Origin of the sequence: Proteus sp. G4380 (genome assembly GCF_963885725.1) — a bacterium.
GTDB lineage: Bacteria > Pseudomonadota > Gammaproteobacteria > Enterobacterales > Enterobacteriaceae > Proteus > Proteus mirabilis.
In genome coordinates this window covers 21100-39424 of sequence record NZ_CAWPAV010000121.1, presented here as the reverse complement: position 1 = coordinate 39424, position 18325 = coordinate 21100, and the positions used below count along the sequence as shown (strand labels likewise).

The 18325-nt window shown below is 37.6% G+C and carries 15 protein-coding genes; 12 read left to right on the top strand and 3 right to left on the bottom strand.

Annotated features, from left to right (window positions below; translation table 11 throughout):
• The 3 genes from AACU98_RS11260 to AACU98_RS11250 form a co-directional block, all read left to right on the top strand.
• Nucleotides 1–741: ShlB/FhaC/HecB family hemolysin secretion/activation protein (locus tag AACU98_RS11260; protein ID WP_161735905.1), on the top strand; the 741-nt coding region annotated here is incomplete at its 5' end.
• Between the two features lie 14 nt (nt 742–755).
• Entirely contained in the window at nt 756–6164 is a 5409-nt protein-coding gene (locus AACU98_RS11255) for a two-partner secretion domain-containing protein (protein WP_161735903.1), read from the top strand.
• Nucleotides 6164–6475, top strand: a complete 312-nt coding sequence (locus AACU98_RS11250) for a hypothetical protein (protein WP_004244448.1) — start codon at nt 6164–6166, stop codon at nt 6473–6475. Before AACU98_RS11255 ends, AACU98_RS11250 begins: the two co-directional genes overlap by 1 nt.
• Nucleotides 6476–6684: 209 nt before the next feature.
• On the opposite strand, the gene modE is transcribed toward AACU98_RS11250, so the two are convergent.
• A complete protein-coding gene (gene modE, locus AACU98_RS11245; protein WP_004244449.1) occupies nt 6685–7476 on the bottom strand; it encodes a molybdenum-dependent transcriptional regulator in 792 nt (263 codons plus the stop codon).
• A gap of 158 nt (nt 7477–7634) precedes the next feature.
• On the opposite strand from modE, the gene AACU98_RS11240 reads away from it, so the two are divergent.
• The 4 genes from AACU98_RS11240 (at nt 7635) to modC (ending at nt 11052) form a co-directional block, all read left to right on the top strand.
• Entirely contained in the window at nt 7635–7778 is a 144-nt protein-coding gene (locus AACU98_RS11240; protein WP_004247559.1) for an AcrZ family multidrug efflux pump-associated protein, read from the top strand.
• A 735-nt stretch (nt 7779–8513) separates the two neighbouring features.
• A complete protein-coding gene (gene modA, locus AACU98_RS11235; RefSeq protein ID WP_004244452.1) occupies nt 8514–9284 on the top strand; it encodes a molybdate ABC transporter substrate-binding protein in 771 nt (256 codons plus the stop codon).
• A gap of 17 nt (nt 9285–9301) precedes the next feature.
• A complete protein-coding gene (gene modB / locus AACU98_RS11230; protein ID WP_004244453.1) occupies nt 9302–9994 on the top strand; it encodes a molybdate ABC transporter permease subunit in 693 nt (230 codons plus the stop codon).
• Nucleotides 9988–11052, top strand: a complete 1065-nt coding sequence (gene modC, locus AACU98_RS11225; RefSeq protein WP_161735901.1) for a molybdenum ABC transporter ATP-binding protein ModC — start codon at nt 9988–9990, stop codon at nt 11050–11052. The genes modB and modC overlap by 7 nt, the downstream gene beginning before the upstream one ends.
• Before the next feature lie 64 nt (nt 11053–11116).
• Here modC and AACU98_RS11220 read toward each other — a convergent pair whose 3' ends face one another.
• Nucleotides 11117–11938, bottom strand: coding sequence for a pyridoxal phosphatase (locus AACU98_RS11220; protein WP_012367674.1), 822 nt, complete (start codon nt 11936–11938; stop codon nt 11117–11119).
• A 148-nt stretch (nt 11939–12086) separates the two neighbouring features.
• Between AACU98_RS11220 and pgl the strand changes: the two genes are divergently transcribed.
• Nucleotides 12087–13076: a 6-phosphogluconolactonase gene (gene pgl / locus AACU98_RS11215; protein WP_036919993.1), complete on the top strand. Its 990-nt coding sequence runs from the start codon at nt 12087–12089 to the stop codon at nt 13074–13076.
• A 56-nt stretch (nt 13077–13132) separates the two neighbouring features.
• Here the strand turns inward: pgl and bioA are convergent, their stop codons facing one another.
• Nucleotides 13133–14410: an adenosylmethionine--8-amino-7-oxononanoate transaminase gene (gene bioA / locus AACU98_RS11210; RefSeq protein WP_049198756.1), complete on the bottom strand. Its 1278-nt coding sequence runs from the start codon at nt 14408–14410 to the stop codon at nt 13133–13135.
• 103 nt (nt 14411–14513) lie between these two features.
• Between bioA and bioB the strand changes: the two genes are divergently transcribed.
• From bioB to bioD, 4 genes are read left to right on the top strand one after another with little or no spacing between them, the layout of a single operon-like run.
• Nucleotides 14514–15551, top strand: coding sequence for a biotin synthase BioB (gene bioB / locus AACU98_RS11205; protein ID WP_036894479.1), 1038 nt, complete (start codon nt 14514–14516; stop codon nt 15549–15551).
• Nucleotides 15551–16714, top strand: coding sequence for an 8-amino-7-oxononanoate synthase (gene bioF, locus AACU98_RS11200; RefSeq protein ID WP_087740856.1), 1164 nt, complete (start codon nt 15551–15553; stop codon nt 16712–16714). Before bioB ends, bioF begins: the two co-directional genes overlap by 1 nt.
• A complete protein-coding gene (gene bioC, locus AACU98_RS11195) occupies nt 16689–17456 on the top strand; it encodes a malonyl-ACP O-methyltransferase BioC (protein WP_017628466.1) in 768 nt (255 codons plus the stop codon). Before bioF ends, bioC begins: the two co-directional genes overlap by 26 nt.
• Nucleotides 17449–18135: a dethiobiotin synthase gene (gene bioD / locus AACU98_RS11190; RefSeq protein ID WP_004244465.1), complete on the top strand. Its 687-nt coding sequence runs from the start codon at nt 17449–17451 to the stop codon at nt 18133–18135. The genes bioC and bioD overlap by 8 nt, the downstream gene beginning before the upstream one ends.
• Nucleotides 18136–18325 lie beyond the last annotated feature (190 nt).

Genomic DNA, 18325 nt, shown 5'->3' with positions numbered 1-18325 from the left:
TATATCTATAAAAGTATAAATACTAATCAGCAAGTTGATATTAGTCGTTTACTTTATCGGGATAGTAAGAAGAAGATAATATTAAAAGGCATATTAAAGCATAAAAAAGTAAGAACGGAATTAGCCAAACAGCCGATATTAATCAATAGCCCAACATTAACATCATTATCATTAGCCCCTCAATATCATTTTAATCTGACATCAGGTTATTTATCTATTAATCCATCAGCAGAAATTGGGTTGTCTTTTTTTGGGGCATCACCTGATTATATTGCTGAAAACTCACCCCGAAGCCACTATAGAAAATTGAGTCTAAATATACATTATCAATATTTATTTCCTTACTCTGTCTCCTATATTACGTCTTTTTATGGTCAATATACATCTGATAATCTTTATAGTGTGGAAAAAATAACCATAGATGGATTAAATGCGGTTCGTGGTACTAAACAAAATAAGCTTAGTGCCAATAGAGGACTTTATTGGCGTAATGAAATTAATACACCATGGATAAATTCATTTTTAGGTCAATGGCGTTTTATTACGGCTGTTGATTATGGCGTTATCTATTCTGATCAATATGAAACAAAGCAGCAGTCTTTATTAGCTGGCGCTATGGGGCTTTCATTTTATCGTTCCCCTTTTTCTTCACAACTATTGATAAACAAACCATTCATTTATCCAAAGTGGTCAAATGCTAACCAATGGTCTTTATCTTGGTCAATTTCTTTTGCTCTTTAAATAAGGAATTTTTTATGCATAAAAAGGATATTTCGCGAAAACAGCGTTTAATAAGCTATTGTGTTATTTATTTAACCGCTATTTACCCATTGCATCCTGCTTGGGGCTCTGTCATTACTTCATCTGATAAAACGATAACAATAAACCAGCAAAATAATATTCCTATTATTAATATTGCAACACCTAATGACAGTGGTGTTTCTCATAATAGATTTAATGTCTTTAATGTTAATAAACAGGGGGCAGTACTTAATAATTCGCAAGTTGATGCTAATAGTCAATTAGCAAAAAAAATATCTGCTAATAAAAATTTAAAAGGTAATACGGCTAATTTAATTATTAATGAAGTTGTCGGTAATAGTCGTTCACAGTTATTAGGTAAATTAGAAGTTGCAGGACAACAAGCGGATGTTTTAATTGCTAATCCTAATGGAATTAGTTGTGATGGTTGCTCATTTATTAATACTCCATCAATTACTCTCACGACGGGAAAGCCTCAATTTAGCCCTCAAGGTACCTATTCGGCACTAGAAGTAAAAAAAGGCAGTATTGTTATTGGTAAGCAAGGTATGAATGCCGATTTGCAAAATTATGCCGATATTATTAGTCGTAGTATTGAAATAAATGGAAAGATAAATGCTAAAAATCTCTCTTTAATGCAAGGGAATAACCATATTGATTTCGGCAAAGGGACAGTAAATAGCATTAATGGAGAAGGTGTAAAACCGACCGTCGCTATTGATACAAAAGCATTGGGTGGAATGTATGCCAATCAAATACGCTTAGTTAGCACAGAAAAGGGGGTCGGTGTTAATTTAACTGATATTCAAACAAAACAAAATAGTATCAATTTAACAGTTGATGGCAAAATTACCTTTAATGGCAATATTCAATCTGAGCAAGATATTAATGTTAGTAGCAAAGCGCTACAAATGAATAGTAATGCCAGCTTAAAAGCGCAAAGAGATATTACATTAGCAACTAATACGCTAACGAATCATAGTGATATTATCGCAGAAAAGGATATGCGTTTATTCGTAGATAAATTCACTAATAAAGGTGAAAAAGCGCTTATTCAAGCAAAAGATAATTTATGGATACAAAAAAATGCACAGGGTGAACCAAGTAGTTTAATTGAAAATCAATCAGCCACCATAAAAACAGAAAAGGGTGATTTGATTATTAGAACCAAGAAATTGGTTAATGAATCTATTACTCCTTTATTTAAAGAAATAAAGCAAGAGCCTGATTCTACATCGTCTATAAATATAGGTACTCATTTTCTTCATCCTTACAATAGTCCTACGAATAATTTCCTTATAATTATTTTACTTGCTGAATTAAAAGAACTCTCTGATAAAAAGTGGTTTGATATATTAGATTTAAAAAATAATGGAGGTGTTAATGTAGAACGCTCATTATTTGAAAAGAATAAAAAGTATGTTCCTAGTGTTATTTATTCTGGTAAAAATTTATATATACAATCTAACGAGTTTTTTAATACCCAATCTGATATTTTTGCAACTAATGATCTTATCGCAACGGGAAACAATGCAAAAGTATACTATTATCGGTTTGGACACCTTAATAAATGGGATCTTTATTCTCATGATAATGCTCATATTTTTTATCGAGATGATGTAAATAAATATAATATTGATGAAACTAAATTTCAAAAAATAGTTCATTTTATTCCCTTTACTAAAACTGGAAGTCATTATGAATTTATTGTAGATAGTGCTTCTGAATATATGATAAAAGCAGGTAATAATTTAGTTTTAGATTTTAAAGATAGTATAGCGTTAGAACGTAAATTTCCATTTTTAGAAAAAGAAATTAAAAAGTATAGAAGAATATCTGATTTTGAAAGTACTATATTAGCTAAAAATATACTATTAAATGCTAATAATTTAAATATCTCATTAAATTTAAAATCAAGTAACTCTTTATCTGTTATTGCTAATAAAAATATAAATATAAGTAATTCAAATTTATTATCTGGTGATATTATAAATTTAACAGCAATTGATAATGTTAATTCTGAAAATATAGATGTAACGGCAAAGCATTTTTCCATCATAACTAAGAATGGAGATATTAATTATTCATTTAGCCCTATAGCCTCTTATACTCTGAATAGCATTAAGGCACCATTTATTGATGTGTCTGAAAAAATAGACTTTTATTCAGGTAAAAACATTTACATTTCAAATGTAATAATTAATGAATCAAATGAAAAAAGTTTATCAGCATTAGAGAATATTAAAATAAAACGCGATGAGTCTTTATTTTTCAACCTAATGCCAAATTTTAGAGATGAACAATATATTTCAGCGTTTTTATTTAATATGGGGCTTTGGAAAAGTAAGAATAATATAAGCTTGATGGCTGATAAAGATATTGTTAGTCAGGGAATAAAATATTATAGTAACAAAGAAATAACTTTTAATGCAGGACAAGATATTTTTCTTGCCTCCAAATTAATAAAAGAAGCAGCTCCTTTTTTCAGTGATATTCATTACCCCCAACTACAATCTAAATTATTTTCAGATAATAACCTTATTTTAAATGCCGCGCGTGATATTGATTTAAGTTCAACAGTATTAAATTCAAAAGATAAAGTTATTGTATTAGCGGGTAGAAATATAAAACTGGGTGCAAATGCTTATTCCGCCATCAAAGATCCCCACGAAGATGCGCAAGACATTCAATATGCCACCACATCCATTATGGGAAATAAAGGTATTTCTATTGCATCATCAGGCTCACTCACAACAGAAGGAAGTTCACTTAAATCAGAGGGGGATATTGCTATTTCCAGTGGTGGCAATATCCAATTGGGATCAGTAAGAACACATTTTCGTAAAGAGTCGGACTCAGAGTTAGAAGAACTTCGTAAACAAGTCAGTACTGAAATTAATAGCGGTAATCATCTAACACTATTATCTGAGGGCAGTATTTTATTTCAGGCCTCTCAATTGGCTGCTAATAAAAAGATGGATATTGCTGCTAAAGGTGGATTTCTTTATGCACAGGCAATGGAAGAATCCAGTTACTATGAAGAAGAAAAGAAAAAATGTAATTGGTGGACACTGTGTGCGACTAAAAAGAAATATACCAAAACATTTAATAACACAACGAATAAAGTTACCGAGTTTATTGCTAATGACGATATTAATTTAATAGCTAAAGATGATATCACTTTAGAAGCAAGCAAATTAGAGACAGCAAAGAATGCCAAATTAACCAGTAAAACAGGAGGCATTAATTTTAAAGCGGTGAAAGATACTGCTTTTAAACAAGTTATTACTCGTTCAAAAGATATATATATCACTCAACGTAATCAGGGATACACCAAGGGAACATGGCTATTACCTGAACTCTATATTGGCGGAAAGCTGACTATCGATGCGCCAAAAGGCATATCTGCAGATATTAAAGCCAAAAAAGAGCAATCTTTAGAGCAGGCATTAACTGCCTTAAGTAACACACCAGAATATGCTTGGCTTAATGCGCTCCAACGTCAAGAAAATATTAATTGGAATTTAGTGAAAGACACTTATTCCAGTTGGGATGATAAAACCCAGCAGTTAAATCCAGTTGTTGGTGCGGTTATTGCCATAGCGGTAGGGGTTGCAACTTATGGTACGGCAACAGCTGCCTCAATAGGAGGAATGGCAAGTAATGCAACTATTGCTGCAGGAGCCTCTGCGGGGGTTGCGTCAACGGCATCAGTTGCGGCACAAGCCGGTTTTGCTTCTTTAGTTTCGCAAGCTGCGGTCTCTTTAGCCGAAAATCAAGGCAATATTTCTAAAACATTTGGCGCCTTAAGTCGCAGTGATACGGTGAAATCCATTGTCACCAGTATGGCCGTTGCAGGCACCTTGCAAGGTCTTGACCAATTTATGGGTTGGGATCAAGCAATACAGGGGGGAACATTACCGACAACAGGCAAGTTGCTTGCGACGGATAATGCCACATGGACTCAAGTTGCTCAACGCGTTGCCTCACAGTCAGTAGTGAGTTCTACACTGGGCACAGCCATTCAAGGTGGCAGTTTTATTGATAATTTTAAAACTGCGCTATTAAGCCATATCGGCAGTCAATTTCACGCTGAAGGTGCCAATCTCATTGGTGATAACGGTGCGATATTAGGGCATGCAGGAAAGGTTTTAAGCCATTCTGTTGTTGCAGGAGTGAGTGCTGAAATTGCAGGAGGCAGTGTAACAGGTGCAGTAGCCGGCGCCTTGGCAGCAGAAATAGCGGCAATATCGCTACAAAGTAAATTATTTGAGCCTAGTTATTTAAATGAAACTGACAGACAAGTTGCATTAATTCAAGAGGCACTACATGGCAATGAAGGAAAAACACAGCTCACTAAATTAATTGGTGCACTGACAGGCGCTATTGTGACTCGTAAGCCTGAGGGCGTATTTTCTGCGGCTAATTCTGCGGAGTTAGTTTATCGACATAATTACAGCGAACATATGCTTTCAAAGCTAGCACTAGAAAATAATAAGGACATAATTGCAGCGTCAAAAGGTGATGTTGCAGCAGCAGAAAGAGTTGTAAATCGACAAAATGCAGGGATGATTGCGATTGCTCTTGGTTTAGGAGGAAGTGCGAGCATTATTGGTGGTCACACTGTTATTGCAGCAACACCAGAACTTATTGCTATTACGCAAGCTGCATTTAGTACATGTAAAGCTAATTGGGTTTATTGTGCTAATCAGCTAGGTATTAATATCGCTGGGATATCAGCTCCAGAAGCTGCAATCGCTGGTGTCACCGTTGGTACTGGTTATAAAGTATTAGCTAGTTCAGAAGAAAGTGCTAAAGCTTTCTCTAGCATGTTAGCTAATAGTTCAAAGTCTTTAATGACTTCAGGAAAATTAAATATAACTGCTATAAAACCGATAGTAGAACAAGAAAAATTATTAATAACTACCAACAAAAAAGCTATTGAAATAATCAATAACGGGGAGTTTATAATATATTCAGGAGTAACTACGAATGGATATAAAGTATCTAATGGAGCCAAAACCGTAGTTTTTAAAAATGAATTAGAACATCCTATTGTTCAATCTAGGATTAATATTAAAGTGGGAGATGTTGAATCAGGTTGGTTGCATGTACAAAAACGTCATTTTTCAGGAGCGCAAAATGCTAGCCAATTTACGCTTAGTGAACAGGAAATTAAAGATATATTATTAAGTCCTGCTGTCATTAAGATTCCTATTAATAAAACGAGAGAATCATATAATAAAAACACCAATAGTATTGATATTTTGTATGAAAGAGTGATTCAGCTTGATAAAAATATAGGAATTGATAAATTTAGTAAACAGCCAACTAACATAATTACTATGCTCACAGATAAAAATGGAAATTTAATAACTACTACCCCTGGGGAAATAAAGTGATGACAAATGAAGCTTTTTTAAAATTTAAGGATTCAGAAAATAAAATTATCATTCCGTACCTCAAAAAAGTATTTCCATCATTGAAATCAGCATGTTGTTTATATCATATGATAGAACAATTAGAGGATGTTTATACTTACTTAATTAATAGCAAGGATGTTATTTTTATTGAAGTGTCGAGGTTAAATAATTCTATTAACCATACGGATATTTTATCAATTAAAGATTATGCTATTATGAAAAAGGGGAAACAATATCATCGTTATATGAAAGAGATTATTGCTTTATCAAATAGTGAGATAATTAAATGATAGTTTATGGATGGAATATTAGATTAATAAATTATATATAACAATACAATTATAACGTTAAAAATCCATTGTATTGGCAAAGTATTAATTGCATCAATAAAAAAAGCTTTTACACGTTGTATTAGTCGAAAAACCATCACTTAATATAATTTTTAAAATATCAATTAAGTGATGGTGTTATTTTTACTGAAAATCCATCATGCTAATAATTAACATAATGTGGCGATAATCACCTGATCGGCATTAAATAACGCTGTTACGGTATCATTAATATGTAGCTTTTGTTGTGTAACATGCTGGTTAGAACAAGTCGCACACACTTCTAGTCCACCTTCTAACGTTACCACTAATTCACTATTTTCATTGCCCGTTTCAATTTGGGTTAGGGTGCCTGATAGCGCATTGTCATATTGTTGTGCTACAGAGGCGCCTTTTTCTATATTGACCCATGGCGCTTTAATTAAAACGAGTACTTCTTTGCCTTCTTTAAGATTTAGACGATCGGCGCTTTTTTCAGTTAACGCCGCGCGAATAACCGTTTTTTGATCAGCAAGCTGAACATTAACATGTTGTTGTACTTGTAAGTGATCGCGTTCAATAATGGTGCCAAAAAATTGGTTTCTGGCACTGGTCTGTAACGAAAAACGTGAAATAGCCGCTAAAAGGCTGTCTAAAGGTAATGAATCGTCTTTTAATACATCAAAGGCTTTTTGTTGAATTTGTCCTAGTAGATCATAAAGTTGTAGTAAGCGTTCACAATAATGAGTCAGTGTAGCGCCTCCACCCCCTTTACCGCCAGTTGCTCTATCAACCAGGAGTTCGTCAGCCAGTTGATTCATTTCATTGATGGCGTCCCAAGCACTTTTATAACTAATGCCCGCCATTTTCGCCCCTTGGCTAATTGAGCCTGTTGCTTTAATTTGTTTTAACAGCGCAACACGGCGTGGATCAGCAAAGAGCTTATCTTGAAGTTTCAGTGTCAGTAATATTTCTGCTTGCATAATGATAGGCTTCTTCTGGTTTGTCTGTTTATCGCATTTTTTGTGCCGACACAAAACGATAATTCTCTAGAATAGATACAACTATAGCGTTATTATTCGTTATTCGTGAAGAAATGCCAACTCTGGCTTTCCGAATATACCATGATAAAGAGGTTATCATGTTTGAATTATTGAAAAGTTTAGGGTTCGCTCTCTTGATGGTACCTGTTGTGATGGTACTTATCATGGGCATTATTTATGGTTTAGGCGAGATTTTTAACTTAATTTCACCTAGTCAGTCAAAGGCTGATAAAAAAGCATAATTACCCCTCTATTTAGAACAGCCCTTTATTGTGAAGGGCTGTTTTTAATACTCCTAAAATACTCCTCAAATACTCGTCATACTTCAAGTTGTAGCGTTGTTGACTGCGTTCATTCGCACTAGTCACATACTGATGTATGCTCCTAGCGACTCATTCACTTGTCGCCTAGCTACACCTTGAATTATTTAGAGTATTTATCTTTTATCTATTTAACTTCAAGTTGTCGCGGTATTGACTGAATTTCTATCTCCATTGCTATCTCTACTTTTGTCTCCGTATTCCTTGAATTATTTAGAGTATTTATCTTTTAGCTATTTAACTTCAAGCTATCGCGGTATTGACTGCGTTTATTTGCACTAGTCACATACTGATGTATGCTCCTAGCGACTCATTCACTTGTCGCCTAGCTACACCTTGAATTATTTAGAGTATTTATCTTTTATCTATTTAACTTCAAGTTGTCGCGTTGTTGACTGAATTTCTATCTCCATTGCTATTTCTACTTTTGTCTCCCTATACCTTGAATTATTTAGAGTATTTAGCTGTTAGCTATTTAACTTCAAGTTGTAGCGTTGTTGACTGAATTTCTATCTCCATTGCTATCGCCATTTTTGTCTCCCTATTTATCGCTATATTTATTGATATATAACCAATTTTAATCAACTTATCCTTTCATTTTACGTTATATCTTGATATATACAGCGTGGTTATTGTCCTATTTAAGTGGAACTCAACATGAAAAAATTATCAGGTAAGTTACTGGCTGGTGCGATTATCTCTTTTGCTTTAGTGAGCCAAAGCATGGCATCGGAAAAAATAACGGTATTTGCGGCGGCTTCTCTCACTAATGCGCTTAATGAAATTTCGGCACAATATAAACAGGAAAAACAAGCGGATGTCGTTGCTTCTTATGCATCCTCTTCAACACTTGCTCGCCAAATTGAGCAAGGAGCACCTGCAAATCTATTTATTTCTGCCGATCAGCAGTGGATGGATTATGTTATTAATAAGAATTTAATGGTGACTGATTCACGACATACATTATTAGGTAACGACTTAGTGTTAATTGCTCCTAAAGATAGCAAATTAAACAATGTTGTTATTAATAAGGATACTAAATGGAAATCCTTACTTAATGGTGGAAAATTAGCTGTGGGTGATCCAGATCATGTACCTGTTGGTATCTATGCTAAAGAGTCATTAGAATATTTAGGTGCATGGGATGTGGTGAGTCCGGAAATGGCACGCACTAATAATGTTCGCAGCGGCATGGCATTAGTTGAACGAGATGAAGCACCATTAGGTATTGTCTATGGCTCTGATGCTGTTGCCAGTGACAAAGTGAAAGTGGTTGGGGTATTCCCAACTGATAGTCACAAACCTGTTGAGTATCCAATGGCAGTTGTAAAAGGACAGGATAATAAAGCTGTTCGTGATTTTTATGACTATCTAAAAACACCTCAAGCCGCAGAAATATTTAAGAAATACGGCTTTAGCCCACTTTAGGAATTATACTTTTGGAGATGTTAAGTGAATACGAATGGCAAGCGATTCTTTTAAGCCTTAAGGTATCGACAATTGCAGTAATAATTAGTCTTCCTTTTGGTATATTGATGGCTTGGCTATTAGTTAGGGTTCGTTTTCCCGGTAAATCATTGCTTGATAGCATTATTCATTTACCTTTAGTTTTACCTCCCGTTGTTGTTGGTTATCTATTATTAATTAGCATGGGGAGACGCGGATTTATTGGTGAATGGCTATATAATTGGTTTGGATTTAGTTTTACCTTCAGTTGGCGAGGGGCGGCACTTGCCTCAGCTGTTGTGGCATTTCCACTGATGGTAAGAGCAATTAGACTAGCACTAGAAGCTGTCGACCAACGTATGGAACAAGCGGCAAGAACATTAGGCGCATCACCATTACGTGTCTTTTTTACTATAACGTTACCATTATCTATGCCCGGCATTATTGCGGGGATCGTATTGGCCTTTGCTCGCTCATTAGGTGAATTTGGCGCCACAATCACTTTCGTCTCCAATATTCCAGGGGAAACCAGAACGATCCCTTTGGCTATGTATACGTTAATTGAAACACCGGGGGCAGAAATGGATGCCGCCCGTTTATGTGTCATTGCAATTATTTTGGCGCTCGTCTCTTTAATGGCTTCAGAGTGGCTAACTCGTTGGGGGCGTAAAAGATTGGGGGGCGTATGCTAGAGATGAATTTTAAACAGACACTGGGCTCTTTGTGTCTGGAAGTGAATACTCAATTACCAACAGAAAGTATCACGGCGGTATTTGGCTTATCTGGCGCAGGTAAAACGTCGCTCATTAATGTGATTGGTGGTTTAACCAAACCTGATTCAGGACATATTGTGTTAAATAATCACACATTGGTGGATATTGAGAAGAAAATTTATCTGCCACCCGAAAAGCGCAAAGTAGGCTATGTATTTCAAGATGCACGACTATTTCCTCATTATACCGTAAAAGGAAATTTACTTTACGGTATGTCACCAACAATGAAAGTACAGTTTGATAGAATTATTTACCTATTAGGTATCGAACATCTACTTTCGCGTTTTCCTATTACGCTATCTGGTGGTGAAAAACAACGTGTGGCTATTGGACGTGCATTATTAACTGCACCCGATATTATGCTAATGGATGAACCATTGGCCTCTCTTGATTTACCCCGCAAGCGTGAATTATTACCCTATTTAGAAAAACTTTCACAAGATGTACAAATACCTATTTTGTATGTGAGCCATAGTCTAGATGAGATTATTCGACTTGCTGATAATGTGATTGTTATGGATGCCGGAAAAATTAAGGCAATGGGTAAGTTAGAAGATGTTTGGGCCAGTAGTGCATTACGCCCTTGGTTACAAAAAGAGACGTTAAGCAGTGTTGCAAATGTTATGGTCGTTGAACATCATAGCCATTATGCGATGACGGCGACCGCCTTTGGTAATCAAGTACTGTGGTTGCCACAAATAGAGGCAAAAATAGGTCGCGATGTGCGCGTTCGTATTGATGCTTCAGATGTATCGTTAACTACCACTCGCCCATCAAATAGTAGTATCCGTAATATATTACATATGAAAGTGGTCGAAATGATCAAACATGATGATCAGGTAGATGTGAAACTGGTTAATGATGGCAATTATTTATGGGCGCGAATCACCCCTTGGGCGAGAGATGAACTCAATATTCAAGAAGGGCAGTGGCTTTATGCGCAAATAAAAAGTATTTCACTAAATCGCCATCTTTAATTTATTGATTTATAAAAATAAAGCCTCGTCATAGATGAGGCTTTGTTGTTTGAATAGCAAGTAGTTAAGACAAAATATATTTATGAATAGTCTCTGCAATACCGGGCTGATTATTATTTTTAGTCACCAGTTTAGCGCGTGCTTTGACCTCATCTGATGCGTTACCCATAGCAACACCTAAACCAACGTGCTCTAACATACTTAAGTCATTGAAGTTATCACCAAACGCCATAACATCACTCATCTTCATGCCATTGGCTTCAACCCAACGCTGTAAACGGCGACCTTTGCTATTACCTTTCTTGGCGATATCAACTTGATCGACCCAAGACCATTCACACTCTAAGCCGACTTGTTGTTCTACTTGTTCGATTAAAGCACGTAACTCATCGTGATTGGGGGTTGTGGTCGCTATTTTCCAGATAGAATCAACATGATGCATTGCTTGGTAAAAATCATCTACTTTGACTAAATTAGGGCGTTGTGCCAGAGGAAGAGTATCAGCCCAATTAAGTGTACGTTGTACGGCAGCGGTAAGTTGATCATACATCATTGCATCATCTGCATAGACTAAATGATGCACATCGGTTTGTTTAACCAAGTCGAGTACCGCGCGTGTTTCTTCGGGGGTTAAAGGATCAGATTCAAGCACTTTTTTACCGAGGTAGTCGTAAAGATAAGTACCATTACAACAGATAGCGGGTGTATCAAGATCTAGCGCTTGATAGAATGGATGAATAGCAACATGGTGACGACCTGTTACAATGAGTACTTTAACGCCCGCTTTTCTGGCAAGATTAAGAGCAGTTAAAGATCCCGGTAGGATACGTTTTTGGTCATCAAGCAATGTGCCATCAAGATCCAGTGCAATAACGCGGTACGACATAATAAGCCCCTTGATAGTATAAAGATGCAATGATGCTGATGTTACACGTTAACCTAGCAAAGATAAACTAGCTTAATCGTGACAGGTATCAGTTGGTTAAGTTATTATTCTTTATAAATCAATAGGTAATCGATTTTAAGGAGAAAGGATGAAACAGGTAGTCTACGTAGCAAGTCCAGAGAGTCATCAAATCCATGCGTATACATTAAATAGCGCGGGAGAGATGCATCTACTGCAGGTTGTTGAGGTTGCAGGACAAGTTCAACCTATGGTGGCTAGTGCAGATGGAAAACATCTTTATGTTGGCATTCGTCCTCATTTTAGTGTGGTGACCTTTGAAATCGCACCTGATGGCCAGTTAGAACAAAAAGCAATAACGGCAATTCCAAGTGCACCAGTTCATCTGTGCTTGGATAAAACAGAACGTTTTTTGTTTGTTCCTTCTTATCACCAAGGTAACTTAGCGGTATTGCCGATTAATCAACAAGGTATTGCTCAAGCGCCGATACAACTTATTGAAGGATTAAATAAACCACACTCTTCTAATATTGATTGGCATAACAAGCAGCTTATTGTTCCCTGTTTAGGTGAAGATCATATTCGTCTATTTAATCTTTCAGAAGAGGGACATTTAAGTGAAGCGCGTAGCGAAGAGTTAACCACAGCAATAAATGCAGGGCCGCGTCATTTAGCGTTCAATCCTAATGGCGAAGTGTTTTATTGCCTTAATGAATTAGATGCAACAATCAATGTTTATCGCCGTATGGGTGATCTTTATCGTTTAATGCAAACCATCGATATTGTGCCAGAAACTTTCAATAGCACACGTTGGGCCGCTGATATCCATATTACCCCAGACGGTCGTTTCCTCTATGCCAGTGAACGTTCGGAAAGCTTGATGAGTGTAATGGCAGTTTCAGAAGCAGGGGATCATCTACAACCTGTAGGTCATTATACAACACAGACACAACCACGCGGTTTTAATCTTGATAATACAGGAAATTATCTCATCTCTTGCGGTCAGAAATCTGATTTTGTCTCTGTTTCTCGTATTGATAGGCAAACCGGCGCATTAACGGAATTAGCTTGTTACCCAGTCGGAAAAGGGGCGATGTGGGTCACTGTAGTCACCAAATAAGTATTGCTTGCTCTCTAGCGGTAGATGATGCCGCTAGAGATATTAAAACAAAATAATTAATTGGTAAGATTAACCGCTTTCTCAATTGCTTGAGTGAGTTTAGTGAGCTTTTCAGGTGATATAATATAAGGAGGCATAATATAAATCAGTTGACCAAAAGGTCGTATCCAAACCCCTTCATCGACAAAGTATTTCTGTAGTTTAGCCATATTGACTGGCTCAACCATTTCTACGACACCAATAGCACCAAGTACCCGCACATCTTTAACGCTTTTTGCTTGCTTTAAGGGTAACAATTCGGTTTTAAGTTGATCTTCAATTTGGGCGACTTGATTAACCCAGTGACCTTGCTCTAATAGTGATAAACTAGCATTCGCTACCGCACAGGCAAGAGGATTCCCCATATAGGTAGGGCCATGCATAAAGCAACCTGCATCACCTTGGCTGATAGTATCGGCAATATGGCGTGTAGTTAACGTGGCGGATAGCGTCATATAACCACCTGTTAATGCTTTACCTACACACATAATATCGGGGGAGATCCCCGCGTGTTCACAAGCAAATAATTTACCGGTTCTGCCAAATCCAGTGGCGATTTCATCGGCAATTAATAACACATTAAATTCATCACATAACGCTCGAGCTTGTGTTAAATACTCTGGGTGGTATATGCGCATACCACCAGCCCCTTGGACGATTGGCTCTAGCATCACAGCGGCAATATGTTGATGATGTTGCGCTAATGTGGTGCGTAAAGCGTCTATATCAGTAACGTCCCACGGTTGATAAAATCCGGTTTTTGGCGCTTCGACAAACAGATGATTCGGCAGGTAGCCTTTGTAGAGACTATGCATCGAATTGTCAGGATCACACACCGACATCGCGCCAAAAGTATCACCATGATAACCGCGTTTTAATGCCACAATGCGCTGGCGTTTTTCACCTTTTGCCTGCCAATATTGCAATGCCATTTTTATCGCCACTTCAACCGCTACAGAGCCTGAATCAGCGAGGAAAATACACTCTAGTGGTGCGGGAGTGATAGCCAATAGTTTTCGACATAGAGCAACCGCTGGGGGATGGGTGATACCGCCAAACATCACATGGGACATTGCTGCTAGTTGTTCTGTTACCGCCGTATTGAGTTCAGGGTGGTTATAGCCGTGGATCGCAGCCCACCATGAAGACATACCATCAATTAATTGTTTGCCATTCGCTAAAGTGAGTTCAACCCCTTTTGCACTTACGATTGGATAAGCCGGTAATGGGTTACTCATCGAGGTATAAGGGTGCCAAATATGGCGTAAATCAAAAGCAATATCATCGGGTGTCATTTTACTTTCCAGTTAATCATGTAAACCTAGCGTGATCAATTTTAGTTGACATGATAACCCTATTATTTAAACTGGCAATCACTTTTGAACAGGAGAATGTATTGTGAGTACGTTAAAACGTTGGACATTAAAAGAAGCTAGGGCACTGTTTGATATGCCATTTTTAGATTTGGTTTTTCAAGCGCAACAAGTGCATCGTCAACATTTTGATCCTTCACAAATTCAAGTCAGCACCTTACTGTCGATAAAAACAGGCGCTTGTCCTGAAGATTGTAAATATTGTGCCCAAAGTGCGCGCTATAAAACAGGGTTAGAAAAAGAGCGCTTAATGGAAGTACAACAAGTGATTGAATCAGCCAAAAAAGCAAAAGCAGCAGGTTCAACCCGTTTTTGTATGGGCGCGGCTTGGCGTAATCCACATGAGCGTGATATGCCTTATCTTGAGCAGATGGTCAAAGAAGTGAAAGCGCTAGGTATGGAAACCTGTATGACATTGGGTAAGCTTGATGATTCACAAGCCTCACGCTTAGCACAAGCCGGACTGGATTTTTATAACCATAATCTTGATACATCACCTGATTTTTACGGTAGCATTATTACCACCCGGACATATCAAGACCGTTTAGATACCTTAGATAAAGTACGTAATGCTGGCATTAAAGTGTGCTCTGGAGGCATTTTAGGTTTAGGGGAAGAGGTCAAAGATAGAGCCGCTATGTTAGTGCAATTAGCTAACTTACCGCAACCGCCGGAAAGTGTACCTATCAATATGTTAGCCAAAATTAAAGGTACGCCACTGGCTGATAATGAAGATGTCGATCCCTTTGATTTTATTCGGACTATTGCTGTTGCTCGTATTATGATGCCTCGCTCTTATGTGCGACTTTCAGCAGGGCGTGAACAAATGAGTGAACAAACGCAAGCATTCTGTTTTATGGCTGGCGCAAACTCCATTTTTTATGGTTGCAAATTATTAACGACCACGAATCCCACTGAAGATAAAGATCACCAATTATTCCGTAAGCTTGGTTTAAATCCTGAAAGATTATCTGTCTCAATGGGCGATCAGCAACAAGAAGACGTGTTGCTACAAGCTGTTGCTGAAAAAGACACCGAACAATTTTATAACGCGGCACTGTAATGAGTTGGCAAAACTATCTAGATAAGCGACTTAATGAGCGTAGAAATACGCCATTATGGCGAAAAAGACAGGTGATCCAGCATAGCAATGGACGCTATTTAACCACACTGTCTGGTGATAAATATGTTAATTTTTCTGGTAACGATTATTTAGGGATAAGCCAACATCCTGATGTTATTCAAGCATGGCAACGTGGTGCGAATGAATATGGTGTAGGGAGTGGGGGATCGGGTCATATTACCGGTTTTACACAGGCCCATCAGCAGTTAGAGCAACAACTCGCTGACTGGTTAGGGTACGATCATGCGCTATTATTTTCTTCAGGTTATGGTGCTAATCAAGGTGTTATTGCGACATTACTTGAAAAAGAAGATGCCATCATTGCCGATAAACTTTGTCATGCTTCATTAATGGAAGCGGCTATCTTATCACCGGCGAGTTTATGGCGCTTTTTGCATAATTCTGCGCCATCTCTATCTCAGCGACTTCATAAAACCTCTGCGAATAAAAGCTTAGTCGTGACAGAAGGGGTTTTTAGCATGGATGGTGATAAAGCGCCATTAGCGGCTATGGCAGAAATAAGTCAACAGCATCAGGCGTGGTTAATGGTTGATGATGCGCATGGTATTGGCGTGTTAGGTAAAGAAGGTAAAGGGAGTTGCCATGAAGCAGGGATTAAACCTGAGTTATTAATAGCGACTTTTGGTAAAGCCTTTGGCATTAGTGGTGCGGCTGTACTGTGTAATAAGGCGACTGCTGAGTTTTTCGAACAATATTCACGTCACTTAATTTACAGTACCTCAATGCCCCCCGCACAAGCCGTTGCTTTACATGCAGCGTTAAAAGTTATTAAACAAGATGATGAAGGACGAGAATATCTTCAACAACTTATTAGCTTTTTCCGTCAAGGTGTCTCATCACTTCCAGTCACATTATTACCTTCACAAACAGCCATTCAACCGTTAATTATTGGTGATGAACTACGCTGTCAACAACTTTCAGACTATTTACAACGTGAAGGTTTCTGGGTAAAAGCGATCTTTCCACCGACTGTACCCCCTCACAGCGCACGTTTACGCATTACTTTAACGACTCGTCACCAAATTTCCGACATTGCGATGTTAATCGAGCTTCTTCATGGTTTCTTCAATCAAAACAGATAAACAGCAGATAGCCCAGTGTTTTAGTAAAGCGGCTAGCCATTATGATCATCATGCCTCTATTCAACGTTATAGTGGTGATAAATTGATGTATTTAGCTCGCCACCAAGCTGGGGATAGGGTGCTAGATGCGGGGTGTGGCACTGGGTATTTCAGTCAAAAATGGCGACAACAAGGGCGGTTTGTTATCGCACTTGATTTATCTCATGCCATGTTACAAGTGGCGAGACAACAACAACGGGCTAATTGTTATTTACAAAGTGATATTGAGCACTGTGCGCTCACCCCCCACAGCATAGATATCGTTTTTAGCAATTTAGCTATGCAGTGGTGTGATGATCTTGCCATTGCGGTAAATAGCTTAATGAGTGTCGTCAATCCACAAGGGGCGCTCTATTTTTCTACGTTAGCAACATCAACGTTACAAGAGGTACGAGACGCTTGGCAGTTTCTTGATAACCACCAACATGTTAACCCGTTCCTCTCTTACCAACAGATTGAACAAGCCTGTAGTGGTTTTCAATATCAATTTGTGACTGAAAAGGTGACAGAACAATATGCATCATTGCCTGAGCTTTTTACCTCATTAAAAGGGGTAGGCGCGAATTTTGTGCAAGGAGAACGGCCAAAAGGATTAATGACACGCCAAAAACTGCGTCAATTAGAGCAAGTTTGGCGCAAAACAGACTCTGGTAAATATTTACTTACTTATGAACTCGTTATAGGAAAGATTTCTCATGGCTAAAACATGGTTTTTAACAGGAACAGATACCGAAGTCGGTAAAACCGTCGTAAGTAGTGCATTATTACAATGTGCTACACAACAAGGATATCAAACGGCGGGTTATAAACCTGTCGCATCTGGTAGCGAATGGTTACCTGAAGGTTTACGTAATAGTGATGCATTAACGTTGCAACAGTTTAGTAGCGTCCCTTTGGCTTATCAGCAAGTGAATCCCTATTGCTTTGAAACCCCCACATCACCTCATATTGTGAGTGAAGAGACAAAACAACCTATTGATTTTCAGGTTATGTCGAAGGGGTTATCTTATCTGCAACAACGCGCAGATTGGGTATTAGTTGAAGGTGCTGGGGGATGGTTTACGCCACTATCAGCAAACCAATTCTTTGCAGATTGGGTGATTGAAGAAAAATTACCGGTTATTTTAACGGTGGGTATTAAATTAGGTTGTATTAATCATGCATTATTAACGCAACAAGCTATTTGGCAATCAGGGTTGACTTTAGCGGGCTGGGTAGCAAATGAAGTAGAGCCTGCCGGGCGGTATCAACAGCAGTATTTAGCTACTTTAATGGCGCATATTAAAGCACCACTTTTAGGTAAAATTCCTTATTTAACACAAGACGTTAAACAACATAATTTTACCTCTTATCTTGATCTCTCTTATCTCAAATCACATTGATACATCATCATTGAGTCAATTTTAACAGCTTATTTTCATGTATAAAAAAATAAAAAAATTATTTTTTTGCTAAATATTAGGGTTATTTTTAATAAGAAAAAAAGCTGTAACCTACCGTGGTATAAGCACTTTGTTCAGTTATCCACTATTCCTGTGGATAACCTTGTGTATTACCATAATAAAAATACGC